10 protein-coding genes, 11 tRNA genes and 2 rRNA genes are annotated in these 16,730 nt (G+C 41.6%); 21 read left to right on the top strand and 2 right to left on the bottom strand.

Translation table 11 applies throughout. The features are described from left to right. Positions 1-223: 223 nt before the first annotated feature. The 13 genes from MHB53_RS14820 (at position 224) to MHB53_RS14760 (ending at position 4,695) form a co-directional block, all read left to right on the top strand. Positions 224-3,156: ribosomal RNA gene (locus MHB53_RS14820) — 23S ribosomal RNA — on the top strand. Between the two features lie 254 nt (positions 3,157-3,410). Then, positions 3,411-3,526, top strand: a 5S ribosomal RNA gene (gene rrf / locus MHB53_RS14815). 57 nt (positions 3,527-3,583) lie between these two features. Further along, a tRNA-Glu gene (locus tag MHB53_RS14810) sits at positions 3,584-3,658 on the top strand. A 100-nt stretch (positions 3,659-3,758) separates the two neighbouring features. Continuing rightward, positions 3,759-3,834 (top strand) — tRNA-Val (locus MHB53_RS14805). Positions 3,835-3,851: 17 nt separating this feature from the next. Next, positions 3,852-3,924, top strand: a tRNA-Lys gene (locus MHB53_RS14800). A gap of 17 nt (positions 3,925-3,941) precedes the next feature. Continuing rightward, positions 3,942-4,015 (top strand) — tRNA-Met (locus MHB53_RS14795). A 34-nt stretch (positions 4,016-4,049) separates the two neighbouring features. Beyond that, positions 4,050-4,123 (top strand) — tRNA-Ile (locus MHB53_RS14790). A 7-nt stretch (positions 4,124-4,130) separates the two neighbouring features. Further along, positions 4,131-4,223: transfer RNA gene (locus tag MHB53_RS14785), tRNA-Ser, on the top strand. A 24-nt stretch (positions 4,224-4,247) separates the two neighbouring features. Continuing rightward, positions 4,248-4,324: transfer RNA gene (locus tag MHB53_RS14780), tRNA-Met, on the top strand. 10 nt (positions 4,325-4,334) lie between these two features. Next, positions 4,335-4,410, top strand: a tRNA-Asp gene (locus MHB53_RS14775). Positions 4,411-4,429: 19 nt separating this feature from the next. Continuing rightward, positions 4,430-4,505 (top strand) — tRNA-Phe (locus MHB53_RS14770). Between the two features lie 25 nt (positions 4,506-4,530). Next, positions 4,531-4,605: transfer RNA gene (locus MHB53_RS14765), tRNA-His, on the top strand. A 16-nt stretch (positions 4,606-4,621) separates the two neighbouring features. Beyond that, positions 4,622-4,695, top strand: a tRNA-Gly gene (locus MHB53_RS14760). Between the two features lie 392 nt (positions 4,696-5,087). Here the strand turns inward: MHB53_RS14760 and MHB53_RS14755 are convergent. Beyond that, entirely contained in the window at positions 5,088-6,224 is a 1,137-nt protein-coding gene (locus MHB53_RS14755) for a M20 peptidase aminoacylase family protein (RefSeq protein WP_340919692.1), read from the bottom strand. 151 nt (positions 6,225-6,375) lie between these two features. Between MHB53_RS14755 and MHB53_RS14750 the strand changes: the two genes are divergently transcribed. From MHB53_RS14750 to MHB53_RS14735, 4 genes are all read left to right on the top strand, one after another. Further along, a complete protein-coding gene (locus tag MHB53_RS14750; RefSeq protein ID WP_340919690.1) occupies positions 6,376-7,059 on the top strand; it encodes a phosphoribosylaminoimidazolesuccinocarboxamide synthase in 684 nt (227 codons plus the stop codon). 22 nt (positions 7,060-7,081) lie between these two features. Further along, positions 7,082-7,531: a nucleoside deaminase gene (locus MHB53_RS14745; protein ID WP_340919688.1), complete on the top strand. Its 450-nt coding sequence runs from the start codon at positions 7,082-7,084 to the stop codon at positions 7,529-7,531. Positions 7,532-8,739: 1,208 nt separating this feature from the next. Then, complete coding sequence (locus MHB53_RS14740) at positions 8,740-9,786, top strand: SepM family pheromone-processing serine protease (RefSeq protein ID WP_340919686.1); 1,047 nt, start codon at positions 8,740-8,742, stop codon at positions 9,784-9,786. Between the two features lie 51 nt (positions 9,787-9,837). Further along, positions 9,838-10,737, top strand: a complete 900-nt coding sequence (locus tag MHB53_RS14735) for a DUF1002 domain-containing protein (protein ID WP_340919684.1) — start codon at positions 9,838-9,840, stop codon at positions 10,735-10,737. 177 nt (positions 10,738-10,914) lie between these two features. Here the strand turns inward: MHB53_RS14735 and MHB53_RS14730 are convergent, their stop codons facing one another. Next, entirely contained in the window at positions 10,915-12,129 is a 1,215-nt protein-coding gene (locus MHB53_RS14730; RefSeq protein WP_340919682.1) for an ROK family transcriptional regulator, read from the bottom strand. A 375-nt stretch (positions 12,130-12,504) separates the two neighbouring features. Here MHB53_RS14730 and MHB53_RS14725 point away from each other — a divergent pair, with 375 nt between their 5' ends. From MHB53_RS14725 to MHB53_RS14710, 4 genes are all read left to right on the top strand, one after another. Continuing rightward, complete coding sequence (locus MHB53_RS14725) at positions 12,505-13,560, top strand: zinc-dependent alcohol dehydrogenase (RefSeq protein WP_340919680.1); 1,056 nt, start codon at positions 12,505-12,507, stop codon at positions 13,558-13,560. Further along, entirely contained in the window at positions 13,561-14,550 is a 990-nt protein-coding gene (locus MHB53_RS14720) for a hydroxyacid dehydrogenase (protein WP_340919678.1), read from the top strand. It abuts the gene before it with no gap. A 278-nt stretch (positions 14,551-14,828) separates the two neighbouring features. Then, the gene (locus MHB53_RS14715; RefSeq protein WP_340924738.1) at positions 14,829-15,755 is read left to right on the top strand and encodes an ABC transporter permease; all 927 of its coding nucleotides are present in this window, start codon (positions 14,829-14,831) and stop codon (positions 15,753-15,755) included. Between the two features lie 27 nt (positions 15,756-15,782). Next, complete coding sequence (locus MHB53_RS14710; RefSeq protein WP_340919675.1) at positions 15,783-16,667, top strand: carbohydrate ABC transporter permease; 885 nt, start codon at positions 15,783-15,785, stop codon at positions 16,665-16,667. The last annotated feature ends 63 nt before the right edge of the window (positions 16,668-16,730 follow it).

Below are 16,730 nucleotides of genomic sequence, written 5' to 3'. Positions count from 1 at the left end.
TTATTATTCGTTCTTTGAAAACCAGATAAAATGAGAAGCAATAAACCGAGAAACATCACCTTATGGATTGTATCCGTAAGTATGTATGACCTTTTTAAATATTGGGTGAAAAGAAGCAAGCAGTTCGAGGAAGCGACTGAGCGACCACCGTAGCGTATGCAATACGTGAGGATGGGAGTGAGGGAAGCTGACGAAGATATGTGCCGCTTATTTTCGGCCAAATGATTAAGTTAGAAAGGGCGCATGGTGGATGCCTTGGCACTAGGAGCCGATGAAGGACGGGACTAACACCGATATGCTTCGGGGAGCTGTAAGCAAGCGTTATATCCGAAGATTTCCGAATGGGGAAACCCACTGCTCGTAATGGAGTAGTATCTATTTCTGAATACATAGGAAATAGAAGGCAGACCCGGGGAACTGAAACATCTAAGTACCCGGAGGAAGAGAAAGAAACATCGATTCCCTGAGTAGCGGCGAGCGAAACGGGAAAAGCCCAAACCAAGAGGCTTGCCTCTTGGGGTTGTAGGACACTCTATACGGAGTTACAAAGGAACGGGGTAGACGAAGAGGCCTGGAAAGGCCCGCCAGAGAAGGTAACAGCCCTGTAATCGAAACTTCGTTCCCTCCAGAGTGGATCCTGAGTACGGCGGGACACGAGAAATCCCGTCGGAATCTGGGAGGACCATCTCCCAAGGCTAAATACTCCCTAGTGACCGATAGTGAACCAGTACCGTGAGGGAAAGGTGAAAAGCACCCCGGAAGGGGAGTGAAATAGATCCTGAAACCATGTGCCTACAAGTAGTCAGAGCGCGTTAATGCGTGATGGCGTGCCTTTTGTAGAATGAACCGGCGAGTTACGATTTCATGCAAGGTTAAGTTGAAGAGACGGAGCCGCAGCGAAAGCGAGTCTGAATAGGGCGAATAAGTATGAGGTCGTAGACCCGAAACCAGGTGATCTACCCATGTCCAGGGTGAAGGTAAGGTAACACTTACTGGAGGCCCGAACCCACGTACGTTGAAAAGTGCGGGGATGAGGTGTGGGTAGCGGTGAAATTCCAATCGAACCTGGAGATAGCTGGTTCTCTCCGAAATAGCTTTAGGGCTAGCCTCATGGTTAGAGTCTTGGAGGTAGAGCACTGTTTGGACTAGGGGCCCTCAACGGGTTACCGAATTCAGACAAACTCCGAATGCCAAAGACTTATCCATGGGAGTCAGACTGCGAGTGATAAGATCCGTAGTCGAGAGGGAAACAACCCAGACCGCCAGCTAAGGTCCCAAAGTATACGTTAAGTGGAAAAGGATGTGGAGTTGCTTAGACAACCAGGATGTTGGCTCAGAAGCAGCCATCATTTAAAGAGTGCGTAATAGCTCACTGGTCGAGTGACTCTGCGCCGAAAATGTACCGGGGCTAAACGTATCACCGAAGCTGCGGATTGACACCTCTGGTGTCAATGGTAGGAGAGCGTTCTAAGGGCTGTGAAGCTAGACCGGAAGGACTAGTGGAGCGCTTAGAAGTGAGAATGCCGGTATGAGTAGCGAAAGAAGGGTGAGAATCCCTTCCACCGAATGCCCAAGGTTTCCTGAGGAAGGCTCGTCCGCTCAGGGTTAGTCGGGGCCTAAGCCGAGGCCGAAAGGCGTAGGCGATGGATAACAGGTTGATATTCCTGTACCACCTTATTTCCGTTTGAGTAATGGGGGGACGCAGGAGGATAAGGTAAGCGCGCTGCTGGATATGCGCGTCCAAGCAGGTAGGCTGGAGTGGAGGTAAATCCTTCACTCTAAGGCTGAGCTGTGATGGCGAGGGAAATTTAGTACCGAAGTTCCTGATTCCACACTGCCAAGAAAAGCCTCTAGCGAGGAAATAGGTGCCCGTACCGCAAACCGACACAGGTAGGCGAGGAGAGAATCCTAAGGTGATCGAGAGAACTCTCGTTAAGGAACTCGGCAAAATCACCCCGTAACTTCGGGAGAAGGGGTGCTCATTTGGGTGAATAGCCCAGATGAGCCGCAGTGAATAGGCCCAGGCGACTGTTTAGCAAAAACACAGGTCTCTGCGAAGCCGCAAGGCGAAGTATAGGGGCTGACGCCTGCCCGGTGCTGGAAGGTTAAGAGGAGCGCTTAGACTTCGGTCGAAGGTGCGAATTGAAGCCCCAGTAAACGGCGGCCGTAACTATAACGGTCCTAAGGTAGCGAAATTCCTTGTCGGGTAAGTTCCGACCCGCACGAAAGGCGCAACGATCTGGGCACTGTCTCAACGAGAGACTCGGTGAAATTATAGTACCTGTGAAGATGCAGGTTACCCGCGACAGGACGGAAAGACCCCGTGGAGCTTTACTGCAGCCTGATATTGAATGTTGGTGCAGCTTGTACAGGATAGGTAGGAGCCGTAGAAACCGGAGCGCTAGCTTCGGTGGAGGCACTGGTGGGATACTACCCTTGCTGTACTGACATTCTAACCCGCAGCCGTGATCCGGCTGGGAGACAGTGTCTGGCAGGCAGTTTGACTGGGGCGGTCGCCTCCTAAAGAGTAACGGAGGCGCCCAAAGGTTCCCTCAGAATGGTTGGAAATCATTCGCAGAGTGTAAAGGCACAAGGGAGCTTGACTGCGAGACCTACAAGTCGAGCAGGGACGAAAGTCGGGCTTAGTGATCCGGTGGTTCCGCATGGAAGGGCCATCGCTCAACGGATAAAAGCTACCCCGGGGATAACAGGCTTATCTCCCCCAAGAGTTCACATCGACGGGGAGGTTTGGCACCTCGATGTCGGCTCATCGCATCCTGGGGCTGTAGTCGGTCCCAAGGGTTGGGCTGTTCGCCCATTAAAGCGGTACGCGAGCTGGGTTCAGAACGTCGTGAGACAGTTCGGTCCCTATCCGTCGTGGGCGCAGGAAATTTGAGAGGAGCTGTCCTTAGTACGAGAGGACCGGGATGGACGCACCGCTGGTGTACCAGTTGTTCCGCCAGGAGCATCGCTGGGTAGCTATGTGCGGCAGGGATAAGTGCTGAAAGCATCTAAGCATGAAGCCCCCCTCAAGATGAGATTTCCCATAGCGCAAGCTAGTAAGATCCCTGAAAGATGATCAGGTTGATAGGTCCGGCGTGGAAGTGTGGTGACACATGGAGCTGACGGATACTAATCGATCGAGGACTTAATCTAAAGTAAAAAACGGAAGCGCCCGGGTAGCCCCGACAAGCGCAAGACAGATTGCGAGGAGGCAGATTTTTAGCCACCACAGCAAGATGGCTTGCGACCTCGAGGGGCTGGGCGCTGGAGCTAGATTCAAAAGATGTTTCACACGTTTACCTTCTCATTTATCTGGTTTTGAAAGAATGAAAAGTTCTTTTCAATGATCTTCTGTTAAGATCGCCACGTCATGTGGCAACACAGAAGTCAGCACATCCGTGTGCAAGTCTGGTGGCGATAGCGAAGAGGTCACACCCGTTCCCATCTCGAACACGGTAGTTAAGCTCTTCAGCGCCGATGGTAGTTGGGGGTTTCCCCCTGCAAGAGCAGGACGTTGCCAGGCACAAGGCCCCATTTAGGGGCTATTCTTTTTCTTGTTTTACTGATGTCATTTGAATAGGGCCCGTTGGTCAAGCGGTTAAGACACCGCCCTTTCACGGCGGTATCACGGGTTCGAATCCCGTACGGGTCACCATTTTATTTAAAGGATTAGAAGCAGCAGGTAATTCAAGAAAGTGATTGTATGCCCGAATGAAACTGACGCAGAAATATGCGGATTATCATTCTTTTAAAATGGAGGATTAGCTCAGCTGGGAGAGCATCTGCCTTACAAGCAGAGGGTCGGCGGTTCGATCCCGTCATCCTCCACCATGTATTCTTGCATTTTTGAGCCATTAGCTCAGTTGGTAGAGCATCTGACTTTTAATCAGAGGGTCGCAGGTTCGAATCCTGCATGGCTCATCATATTATTTGAAAATGGCGGTGTAGCTCAGCTGGCTAGAGCGTACGGTTCATACCCGTGAGGTCGTGGGTTCGACTCCCTCCGCCGCTATCGAGAATGAATATTTTAATGTTAGTAGTATAGTGGACCCTTAGCTCAGCTGGTTAGAGCTGACGGCTCATAACCGTCCGGTCGTAGGTTCGAGTCCTACAGGGTCCATTTATACGGAGGAATACCCAAGTCTGGCTGAAGGGATCGGTCTTGAAAACCGACAGGGGAGTCAAATCTCGCGGGGGTTCGAATCCCTCTTCCTCCTCCATAGTTTATTTATTATCTTTATCGTCGCGGGGTGGAGCAGTTCGGTAGCTCGTCGGGCTCATAACCCGAAGGTCACAGGTTCAAATCCTGTCCCCGCAACCAATAATTTAAAGGTCCCGTGGTGTAGCGGTTAACATGCCTGCCTGTCACGCAGGAGATCGCGGGTTCGATTCCCGTCGGGACCGCCATTTTTGGAATATACATAGTGGCTCAGTAGCTCAGTCGGTAGAGCAAAGGACTGAAAATCCTTGTGTCGGCGGTTCGATTCCGTCCTGAGCCACCATTTAATATTTGATGTGAAATACGTGGCGGCTATGGCGAAATGGCTAACGCATCGGATTGTGGCTCCGACATCGTGGGTTCGATCCCCACTAGTCGCCCCATAAAAAATATTGCAATGCGGGTGTAGTTTAGTGGTAAAACCTCAGCCTTCCAAGCTGATGATGAGGGTTCGATTCCCTTCACCCGCTCCAAATTTAATTAATGTGAATTCAGTCCGTTGATTAGAGCGCATATATTGATAAATTTGCGATCATTAGAATAAAGGCCCATACATAATAAAATTAAACAATATATAAATAATAACAATTTTACGACTTATGTTCGTATTACTAGAAAATACTAATAGATAAAAAAAGAAGCCGATTAGGGATATACTTCATCCTTTTCCGGCTTCTTTTTTTGCTGTATATAGACCAAGAATAAGATTTATCGTGGTCTTTAGTGTTTTTTGATCTCATTCTTATATAAAGCTAAACAAGCCTGCGATCATAAAAAATTCTCCTTAATGTTGATGACTATTATTTAAAGGTCTAGTAGTATACCGCCATCAGTAGACAGTGGTATTGATGAAAGTAAGAATATTTTAAACTAATTTCTTCAGACTTGTTAATAAAATTATTTCTGTAAGGATATTAATACCATTGAAGAGTGCCTGCTTGTCAAAAGCCATATTAGGGTGATGAAGGCCGGGTTTCAAATCACAACCTAGGCCAATCATCGTTGCTTTTAGAGATGGTCTTTTGATGGTATAGAAGTGAAAATCATCGCCGCCAGGGGTAAGGAGTGGTGGAACTATAAACCTCTCACCTAATACATTCACAATCGCTTGCCTAGCAATTTCCTCTGCATCTAGATCTACTTCCGCAGCCGCAAGAGCGTAATCATTTGTAATGATTATTTTCGAGTCGAACAGCTGTTGTGTTGTTTCAAGAATATTGTACACTTTTTTTTGTAGCAGTTTCATATGTTTATTTGTTTGCGCACGCAAATCAAAGGAGAGAGAAGCTTGGCCTGGAATAATATTTGTGTTTTTTCCACCAGAATGAAATTTTGTTACTTTTATAGAGTGAGGCACAGTCGGATTCAGGTGAATGGTATTAAGTAGATTGACAATATGCATCCCGATCTCAATCGCGTTACTTGTTAAATGCGGCCTTGCTCCATGAGCATCTTCTCCAATAATTTCACATTCAATCGCACCAGTTGCACCATGGATAATAGAGGGGGCAGCAAAGCCATTTGATGTCTCTGCGCTTGGACGTAAATGAATGCCAAATAAATAGTCGACACCTTCGACAACTCCCATTTCTGTTAATGCAATTGCTCCTTTCCCGACTTCCTCAGCAGGTTGAAAAATAAACCGAACGGAAACTTTTTCTTTGATTGCTGGATCAGCCGCTAGCTTCCAAAGGACACCAAGTACCATTGTCATATGTGCATCATGACCACAGGAATGATTAGCCTTATATGTGCCATTCACTTCCTGCCAAAGTGCGTCCATATCAGCACGTATCGCAATGACTGGGGTTTCTTCAGAGCCGGTACCAAAGTCTCCGATTACTCCCGTACAATCTTTAAAAGTTTGGACAATACAGCCTGCTTTTTCAAGCTGATCTTTTATAAATTCTGTTGTGTTGTGCTCTTTCCAACTAATTTCAGGATTGGCATGGAGATAATCAAATGTGTCATATATCTTTTTATGAAATATATCTAGTTGCATGGAAAAACTTCCTTTCAGAGAAATTGATAAATGTATTATTACTGTCTTTAAAAGTAATTCTATATGATTTTTCCGAGTAGTGGGTAGTGTTCCACTTTTTTTGTTATAATCAGTATATGTTCAAATTTCTGCAGGGGAGAAGGAATGCCAAATGGATTTAATTTATCAAGGAAAAACAAAAAATGTATTTTCGCTTGAGGATGGAAACTATTTATTGAAGTTCAAAGACGATGTGACTGGTGAAGACGGGGTCTTTGATCCTGGAGCAAATACAGTCGGCTTGCAAATGGAAGGTGCCGGAAAAGCGGGGCTAAGATTAACGAAGTATTTCTTTGAAATTTTACAAGCAAAGGGTCTTCCGACTCATTATGTGGATGCGGATATTGAAAAGGCAGAAATGATTGTGCAACCGGCAAAAATGTTCGGTAAAGGATTAGAGGTAATCTGCCGTTATAAAGCAGTTGGCAGCTTCTTGCGAAGATATGGTATGTACGTGCGGGAGGGTCAAGGTCTAGATGGGTTTGTAGAAGTGACGCTGAAAGATGATGACCGTCAGGACCCACCGATCAGTGCAGACGCGTTGGACATGCTTGGTATTTTGACGCTTGCAGAATATGAGGAAATGAAGGATTTAACTGTGAAAATTAGTGGTATTGTACGGGAACAACTAGCCGAAAAAGGCATAGAGCTATTCGATATTAAGTTAGAGTTTGGCCGTGTAGGTGAAGAAAAGAAAATTACGCTAATTGATGAGATTTCTGGTGGGAATATGAGAGCATACAAAGATGGCGTGTATATTGAGCCATTGGCATTAGAAAAATTAATTGTTTTATAATAATTTTCAGGAGGGGTTCGATTTGGATCAATTCATGAAAAAAGCAGTAGAACTCGCTTTAAATAATGTAAAAGAAGGCGGTCAGCCATTTGGAGCAGTGCTTGTCAAAGATAAAACAGTAGTAGCAGAAGGTGTGAATGAGCTTCATCGTACATTTGATGTAAGTGGTCATGCGGAGCTCATTGCTATACGCAAAGTACAAACTGAGTTGCAGACGCTAGACTTGAGTGGATATACAATGTATGCAAGTGGGGAGCCATGCCCAATGTGTATGGCCGCCATATATATGTCAGGAATAAATAAAGTCTTTTACTGTGGGTCACTCGAAAATGCAAAAGCAGTTGGGCTTGGCACTTCCGGGATGATCTATACAGAACTTGCTTTACCAAAGGAAGAGCGATCGATTGAGATGATTCATATGCCGCTTGATCCAGGTGTTAATGATCCGATGGTGGAATGGAACAAAAGCTAACCAAAGTGCATAAAGGTCCATGCTTCGTCTAACTACTGTGGCGAAGCATGGATTTTTCTTATTAATACCAATGGTATGACGGCCATTGTAGCTGCTGTAAAAGTGAATAATGTAAGCCGCTATGATGAATAATCACACCACCAATTAAGGCACCGAGCCCGATTCTGATAGTTAAATTTAATGAAAGTCAGCATTCTTTGAATGGATTAGTAGAGCATTGAACGAAGTTCCTAATAAAAACGACAATACTGAATAAAAGTATATATGGTAAAGAAGATGCACGTATAACAGCAAAGCTATCATAAAAAGCCGCAGCTTTCCACAGTGTACTCCGCGGGCCTATGGAGTCATACTCAGACAAACTACCTCCGACTTCCAAGTACCTTAGCGTACCAGGAACCGCTGTAAGCAATAGTATAAAGCTAACAGTTGCTAATGAATAATCGTTATCTGTCATCATTGGGCTAATATAAGAATATACAACATAATGAGCAGCTAACCATACAGCTGTAACTGTTAAAAGGGTTGCGCCTTCAAGGCAGCGCCCTCTGTTTCAGGTAGGAAGAGATGATTAAGACAAGACATATTAATATCGCCGACTATATCCCATATAGACGAGTCCTAAATTCTCCTTAGTTAGATAACACGACACAATAAATAAAGCGACCGCCAGTCCTGTGGTAACGCGAACACCTGCAAGCATGGAATAAGAGGAACTAACTGCGGAAACAATATTCCTACAAGTATAGATTGCTAAGGATATTAAAAGAGCCTTTTTTCGTTCTAGCTTTGCTGTTTTAACGGCTAAAACTTGCGCTACTATTGTTAAAGAACATGCATAAATCGTTATGGCTACCTGATAATGATTTACTCACATTTAACTCCGAATCCCAGTAATAATTAGTTCTACAGTACTTACAACAAATGTACTCAGCATAAAAATAAATAAAAGTCGTTTTTGCATAAGAATCAATCTTCTTTCTATATATTTATATCGCATAATTTTTCTGCCTTATTGTAACGACAAATCATAACTTGTAAAAATCCAAAGGCAATTTTGCTGAATACAAATCAAAAATGTTAAACTAAAAAGAAAAGCGGAAACGTCTTGCTCAAAAGTGAAACTTATTATTTTTAAATTCGTCTATATGAAGTATAGTATTCAACACAATCCGCTATTTAGATATTGGAAAAAGAAAGGACAAATTATGAATACTTTTTTTTCAAAAATAAAAACAAAAAAAGTTCTAGGAACTATTACTATTCTAATCCTTATTTCATTTTTCATTCCGACTCCATATTATCTTTTTCAGCCAGGTTCTGTTGAAGAGCTTGCATCAAAAGTAACGGTGGAGGGTGGAGAAAAGAAATCTGATGGGAATCTCTATTTAACGACTGTCCTTTCAATGAAAGCTAGTAATATATACTATTTAGCATATGGGTTATTGGCTCCGCACACAGATATGCGAAGTATAGTAGAAGTAAAAGGTGATTTCACAGACAAAGAATATGACAGGATGCTTGAGCACATGATGACCTCTTCGCAACAAAATGCATTGGTTGCGGGCCTTCGGGCTGCTGGAGAAGAAGTTCAAGTGAAGCCAAATGGTCTATTTGTAAGCACTGTGCTGGGAACATCTGATGCAAAAGGAAAAATAGAAGTGGGAGATATTATTCGTAAGGTGGATGGCGAGCCGATTAATCAAATGGAGGATTTCCTTGCATTTCTTGGTGATAAAAAGGCAGAAGAAAAAGTGACGCTTACGTTTACTCGTGATGGGGTTGAAAAGAGTGCAGACATAGCACTCATTCCACTTCAAAATAGTGAAAATAAAGTGGGAGTCGGTATTGTCCTAGAGGACCAGTTCTTAATTGAAACAGCAAGGAGCGTAAAAATAAATGCGGCCGATATTGGAGGACCTTCTGCTGGCTTAATGTTTTCTTTAGAAGTATACAATCAGTTAAAGATAGGCGATTTAACCAAGGGGTACGAAATTGCAGGAACTGGAACAATTGATATGGTTGGAAATGTGGGTCAAATTGGAGGAATACGGGAAAAAATAACGGCCGTTGATAAAGCAGGGATTGACGTTTTTTTCTGTCCAGCAGATGTACACATAACGGATACAAATGAAAAAGATGTACTAGATGAAGCAAAGAAAAATGGGTATGAGGTCAAGATTGTACCTGTAAAAACAATACAAGAAGCTATCAACTATTTGAAAGAATTGCCTCCTAAACAAAGCGTTGCATAGTTAAATTATGTGAGCAGATATTCTTATTGGAGTGCTGAAGGGAGCAAGATGATGTTTAAACAATTAGGCAAGCTATTGCTATTGGTTATATTAGGCTTAGGCCTTCTTTTACAAGGAGGAGGACAAGCCGCGGCAGAAGAAAGTATTAACGAAAAATTTGGCTTACCAATCGTCGTATATGGAGAGACTTTGACAGAAGCACAAAAAGAAGAAGTAAGAAAGCTACTTAAAATTAAAGATCAAGCAAATGTTGAAGAGATAATAGTTACAGCGAAGGACCTTGCGCGGCTCATAGATGGAAGTCCAAACTCACGTATGTTTTCATCTGCAAAGATCACATTGAAGGAAAAAGGGAATGGCCTTGTTATTACGAGGGTCAATCCAGAAAATATTACTGAAGTAACAGAAGAAATGTACGCCAATGCTTTATTAACTGCGGGAATAGAAAATGCGAATGTCGAAGTGGCGTCACCTATGAAGGTTAGCGGACACTCTGCTCTTGTTGGAATTTATAAAGCATATGAAAGCCGAGGAGAAATGCTTGATAAAGACCGGATGGGTGTAGCGAATGAAGAGCTTGACCTTGCTACGGATCTTGCCGAAAAAGAGGGCCTTGATGATGAAAAAGTTGGGGAGCTTTTAACTGAGATTAAAAAGATGATTGCGGAACAGAACCCTGTTACAAGGGAAGAAGTGGAGCAAATTGTTGAGGAACAATTAAATAAAATGAATATTGAACTAAGTGAAACGGATCGGCAGTTACTTATTGATTTGTTTGAAAAAATGCGTTCACTTAATATAGATTTTGGAAATGTGAAACAGCAGCTTGAAGGTATTACAAAAGATATTAAGAAAAAGATGGAAGACGTTATTGGCGACGAGGGATTTTGGGATAGTGTCTCTAATTTCTTCAAAAAGTTGTTTGATTCAATCGCCAATATTTTTAAATAGAAATAAACGTAAACGTCCTAGTTGATCCGAGTATAAAATAAAGATAGGTAGAAAAGGAAATGGTCTTTTACCCAGTTCCTTTTTGAAATTCCACGTTTCAATATTTGTCGTATTGTGCTATAAATTTAATAGTCAAGCCCTAGCTTCTTCTTGCTTTCCGCTGTTTAACCAATAACCTCACAGATTAGTACTATTAAACAGCGGAGAGGATATAAGTTTGTCAAATGCAAAGTTTGCCGCACCTAAAGCTCCACCGATTTCTGAAAATGAGGCATTAGTAACTAATATGTTGGCTGTTAGAGGACCCATAGCGCGTTGCTTCATCACCTTTACAGCCGTTTTTACATAATTGTCACAGTTTCTCGGGATTGAGCCCCCCAAGATAATAGCTTCCGGATTTAGGATGTTCACAAGATTGGCCATAGCAATACCTAAATAAGTGGCAGCTTTTTGGACAACCTGGAGCGACAATTCATCATTATTATCTGCTGCAATGTATATATCCTCTGCCTTAAGAAGTTGTAAATCGTATGAAGGATCGGAATAAATAAGTGAGTTTGTACCGCTACGAAGCAACATTCTCGCTTCCTTTTCCATGGCAGGACCAGTCGCAAGTAATTGAAGACAGCCACGATTTCCGCACGGGCATAAAGGTCCATTCGGTTCGATTGTAATATGCCCCAGCTCCCCAGCTCCACCAATAGCGCCGGATATAAAATTTCGATTATGAAATAATCCTGCAGCAATTCCCGTACCAATACCAATATATATGACTTGATTAAAATTTTGACCAGCCCCATATCGGCATTCAGAAAGTCCTTGAGCTCGATGACGGTTCATTAAAACAGTTGGCCAGCCTATTTCCTCGCTAATCTTCTTACCTATATCAACGTTATACCAACCTATGTCTGAAGCGCTATGAATGATACCTTGTTTAGAATCAACTAAACCTGGCAGTCCCAAGCCGAGAAGTTCAACCGGACTGATATTAAGATTTTGGACGAATGTATCAATGTTATTTATTAAAGTATTTGCAACAGTTTCAGGTGAATTATCAGTCACCGGAATATTCGCCTTTTGTAAAACGTTCCCTAATAAATCGAAGGCACCAAGTGTCCACTCTTGATTGCCGAATTCAGCACCTAGAATAGCCTTAGTGTTAGGAGCCAATTGCAATGCTATTGCGGGTCTTCCTCCTGTAGACTGACGTAATTCTGTTTCCTTAACTAGATTAGAATCTATTAATTCTGCAGCTGCAATCGAAATAGTTGCTCTGCTTAAACCGGTAAGTTCCGCGAGCTCAATTCGAGAAACAGGGCCATTTAGCCTTAGAGCTTGAATAATACTCTCTTTGCTCCCTTTTTGTTTCCCAATGTTATTAATGTTTAGCATTATTTCGCTCCTTTATGTGAATAATTTCGCTTGTTGTATTAGTTTATTTTTACGCAAAAGTATTAAGCGTAGTCAAATCATTATAACAGAAAATTTAAAACAGGCAAAGAACCACCATTGTTATATTATTGTGTGTAACAAGGAAATATATTGACTGCATGATCCATATCAATGCTAGTTTTATAGGTGAATTCTGTGATTTGAATATATGGTCTTTCGTTCTCAAATGTGTTTGCGAAATGATATTATAAGCTCCTCCTATTTGATGATGACACTTAATTTAGTTATTGACAAAAGTTACGTTACTACTTATTATATAATTTAAAGTATTCGGTCGATTTAGCTTTGATCTTTAATATAGGGAGAGGATTATGGATGGTAAGAAAAATGACAGTTCCGCCATTAGAGTTAGTAAATAGTGATGGACCTGGAACACAAATGTGTGCGGTTGTTGATCAGGTCGGAAAAATATCGATAAGGAGAGCGCGTATTCCAGAGCCAGCTGAAGGGGAAGTAAGGGTCAAAGTAAAGTGGGTTGGTATTTGCGGCAGTGATGTTGAAGTGTTTCGGGGTGCCAGAGAGCCGGAGTTTATCTCTTATCCAACTCGTCTTGGGCATGAAGTTGCCGGTGTGATCGATAAAGTAGGAAAAAACGTAGGTGGTATTAAGGTAGGAGACCATGTTTCTTTAAGGTATGTATGGGGAGCATTTGCAGAGTATGTGTGTTGTTCGCCATTCTCGATTAAAGTTCTTCCGAAAGATTTTCCATTGATTGAGGGATCTTTGATTGAGGTGTTGCCAGGTATACTCCATGCTGCGGAACTTGGAGAGATTTCACCTAACAAAAGTGTTTTAATCATGGGTCAGGGAGTAAGCGGCCTAGTTATGACGCAAGTAATTAGTTTATTTAGTCCGCGTAATCTTGTAGTTACGGACCTGTTTGATGAAAAGCTTGAGCTAGCTAAGAAATATGGTGCGACACACACATATAAAATACCTTCACCAAATATTAGGACGATGGATATTTTAGGTGATGATTTTCCGGACGGTTTTGATGTCGTCATTCCATGCTTGCTCGAAGGTGACGGTATGATTGATGCAATTGATGCGACTGCGCAAAACGGGAAAATAGTCATGTACGGCTGTATCGGAACCAGCCAAAAACCGATTGACTTTTTTAAAATTCATAAAAAAAGGTTAGATATATTATCCACAGAGCCAAAAAGAGATATTGACAACCGCCGATATTTCGAGGAAGGTTTGCGGTTAGTATTAGACGGACTTGTCAACACAAGCGAAATGATTACACATAGACTTCCACTTGCTGATGTTGCTTCCGCATTTAAACTACGAAATGAACATAAAGGTGATACGGTTCATGTAATGATTGATTGTGAAGTCAATGAAAAGAAAGATTTGGGGGGCTTATAAATGAAGTTAAAAACAATTGTATTGCCGGCAAAGGACCGATTGGATGATGTCTGTTCTAAAGAATGTTACCGTCTGTTGAACAAGCATTTTGATCCTGTATGGAATGATTTAGGGCGTGAATATACAGAAGTAGAACTTTACGAAATCATAAATGACGCAGAAGTTGTTCTAACGAGTTGGGGCTCGCCAAAAATAACAGACGAAATGTTGGATATAGCTCCACACCTACGTGTGATCGCTCATGCTGCCGGAACAGTAAAGGGACGTGTACCGCAGGCTGTCTTTGAACGAAATATTAAAGTGTTTTCCGCAGCGCCTCGTATTGCTCATTCTGTTGGCGAATATTGTCTCACCGCTTTGCTGACGTTAATTAGACAATTGCCGAGGTTCGATGCTGCTATCCGTCAAGGGGAATGGAAGATTGGTTTAAGGGGACGTGAATTAACAGGTGCAACTGTAGGGATTGTATCGGCTAGTTCAACAGCTAGAGCATTTATTAAGCTTCTTGCTCCATTCGATGTGAAAATTCTTCTATTTGATCCGTACCTTAGTGATGAAGCGTCAAATCGTTTGGGTGTTGAAAAGGCATCGCTAGAAGAGGTTATGCAATGTCACATCATTTCTGTACATGCACCAGCATTACCTGCAACTGAAAATATGCTAAATCGGGATTTACTACGTCTTATTCCTAATGGAGCGATATTTATTAACTCATCTCGAGGAACTGTGCTTGATGAGCAGGCCTTAGTTGAAAATTTAAAGACTGGCCGATTTTTAGCGGCGCTTGATGTATTTTCTAAAGAACCATTAAGTATCGATCATCCTCTACGCTTTTTAGATAATGTTTTACTATCACCACACATAGCCGGCGATACGAAAGAAGGCCACTTGGCTTTGATGGAGGAAGTTGTTAAAGATATTATTACCGACTTTAATGGCGGATCTACTAAATATGTTGTAAATGAAGAAATGTGGAAGGTATTGGCGTGAGATAATCGATTACCGTTTTATAAAAAAATGATAGCGTTTTATTATATCTGGGAACACGTAAAAAGTAGGAGGATATCCCTAAGAAATGGTTATCTAGTAAAACCTTTTTGGCCAAGAAAAAAATCTTTTAAAGGTAGATGGTCCACAGTTGCTATAAGCACCGTAGAAGAATGATATTAAAGGCGGCGAAGGTAATCTAGTAATCACTTTAAAAATTTAATTAAATAATAGAGGGGGAGTAAAAGTTGAAAACTAAGGCTAGTTACCAGGTAGAAAAGATAAAGACAAAAGAGCAGACTCGTTCTTCTAGTTTTTGGCCAAAGTTTAAACGAGATAGGTATCTATACTTGTTGCTAGCACCAGGTCTGATTTTCTTTATCTTGTTTAAATACATACCGATGTGGGGAATTATCATTTCCTTTCAGGATTATTCCCCTTACGATGGTGTGCTTGGTAGCGCCTGGGTAGGATTGGACCATTTTAAACGTTTCTTCACAACGGACGACTTTTATATGTTATTTCGAAATACAATGATGATTAATTTATTAAATCTCACATTCTTTTTTCCAATGCCTGTTATACTCGCTCTACTCTTAAATGAACTTCGAAGTAATAGTTATAAAAGGGTTATTCAATCGGTAATATACCTTCCTCATTTTCTATCATGGGTCATTATAGCCGGTATTAGTTTCTTACTTTTGTCACAGACGGGAATAGTAAATAATTTGTTTGTAATCATAGGATTAAGTGAATATGATTTTTTGACAAACTCTAGTACTTTCTGGTATTTATTGACGGCACAAAGTATTTGGAAAGATGCAGGATGGGGAACGATCATATTCTTGGCAGCTATCGCTGGAGTTAACTCAGAACTGTATGAAGCGGCTAAAATCGATGGCGCATCTCGATTAAGGCAAGCCTGGCATATTACACTACCAGCAATTAGGGGTGTCATAATTATATTGTTCATCTTAAGACTCGGTAATATAATGGATGTCGGTTTTGAACAAGTATTTCTTATGATGAACGGAGCTGTTTCAGAAGTGGCTGATGTATTTGATACGTATACGTACCGAATCGGTATTATAGGTGGTCAGTTTAGTTATAGCACCGCTATTGGATTATTTAAATCCATCGTTGGTTTAATTTTAGTAGTCGCCGCTAATAGTATGGCTAAAAGGTTTGGAGAAGAAGGGGTCTATTAAGATAAATTTATACAGAGGTGAAGATGAATGAATGCTAGATTAAAAGAACATTCACTAGATATTTTTATCATAGGCTTATTGGCCATTATTGGAATAGCGACTTTATTTCCTATCTATTATGTCTTTGTTGTCTCTTTTACTGATCCGTTAGAATATGTACAAAAACAAGGTTTCATTTTATTTCCAGAGAGATGGTCTACTGCTGCTTATCAATACCTGTTATCATCAGGTAGCTTTTTAAGTGCATTAGGTGTAAGCACCTTTCTTTCGGTTGTTGGAACAGCCTTAAGTTTAATACTTACATCTGCTATGGCTTATGCGTTATCCCGAAAGAGGATTATAGGGCGTAAGGTTATTATGATATTAATTTTATTTACAATTTTGTTCAGTCCGGGGATGATTCCACCTTATTTACTCGTTCGTGATTTAGGATTACTCGATAGTATTTGGTCCTTAATATTACCGGTGCTTACAAGTGGCTGGTATGTCATTTTAATGAAAAGTTTTTTTGATAACATTCCTCTCGAACTTGAAGAATCTGCTTTGATGGATGGGTGTAATGACCTTGGTGTTTTCTTTAGGATTATGATCCCTTTAGCTCTACCAGCAATGGCTGCATTTGGTCTGTTTTATGCGGTTTCGTACTGGAATACATTTTTCCATGCCGTATTATACATCAACGATCCAGGAAAATGGCCATTACAAGTGTTGTTGAGGAATATGTTAATTGAATCATCGACCGCAAGTGGTGGTGGATCAAATGCTGTTGAAATGTTAAGTGAGCAGAATATCCCTACTCAAACATTAAAAATGGCAGCTGTTGTTATAGCTACTCTACCAATATTATTTGTTTATCCCTTCTTACAAAAACATTTTGCGAAAGGGGTCATGCTTGGTTCTGTGAAAGGATAAGGTTTATGTCTATTAATGAGCAGTTTAGACTTTTTCAGGGAACCCAGTGTTACTAGATATAAC

The organism is Bacillus sp. FSL K6-3431, assembly GCF_038002605.1.
Lineage (GTDB): Bacteria > Bacillota > Bacilli > Bacillales > Bacillaceae_C > Lederbergia.
This window is presented reverse-complemented; position numbering and strand designations above follow the sequence as displayed.